This is a genomic window from Pseudomonas sp. AC463 (assembly GCF_979253585.1).
In genome coordinates this window covers 1-278 of sequence record NZ_CEEDDZ010000522.1, presented here as the reverse complement: position 1 = coordinate 278, position 278 = coordinate 1, and the positions used below count along the sequence as shown (strand labels likewise).

1 protein-coding gene is annotated in these 278 nt (G+C 70.1%); it reads left to right on the top strand.

The window, feature by feature from the left end; genetic code table 11:
- A partial coding sequence (locus tag AC0IYH_RS31245; RefSeq protein ID WP_471838086.1) for a hypothetical protein occupies positions 1-278 on the top strand: 278 nt, incomplete at both ends.

The window sequence follows — 278 nt, the reverse complement described above, 5'->3', positions numbered from 1 at the left end:
ATACCGGCCTGATCGCACGCGAGGGCGAGGGGCTGATGCCGCCCGTTTTGCCCAGCGACGAAGCGCTCGCCGATGCCGCCGCGTCCCTCGCCGGGGAGGGAGGATTTCGCCTGAATGCCGCACCCCGGCGGCAGGGCTGGTTCCTGCTCGACGGCCAGACGATCGAGATCGACTTCGCGGAAGGCGCCGCCGAGTCCGTTGAGGACGATCACATCCTGATCGCCGAGGGTGGTCAGGTCTGGGAACTCGCCCGCTGGCGTGTCGATGGCGCGGCGGCG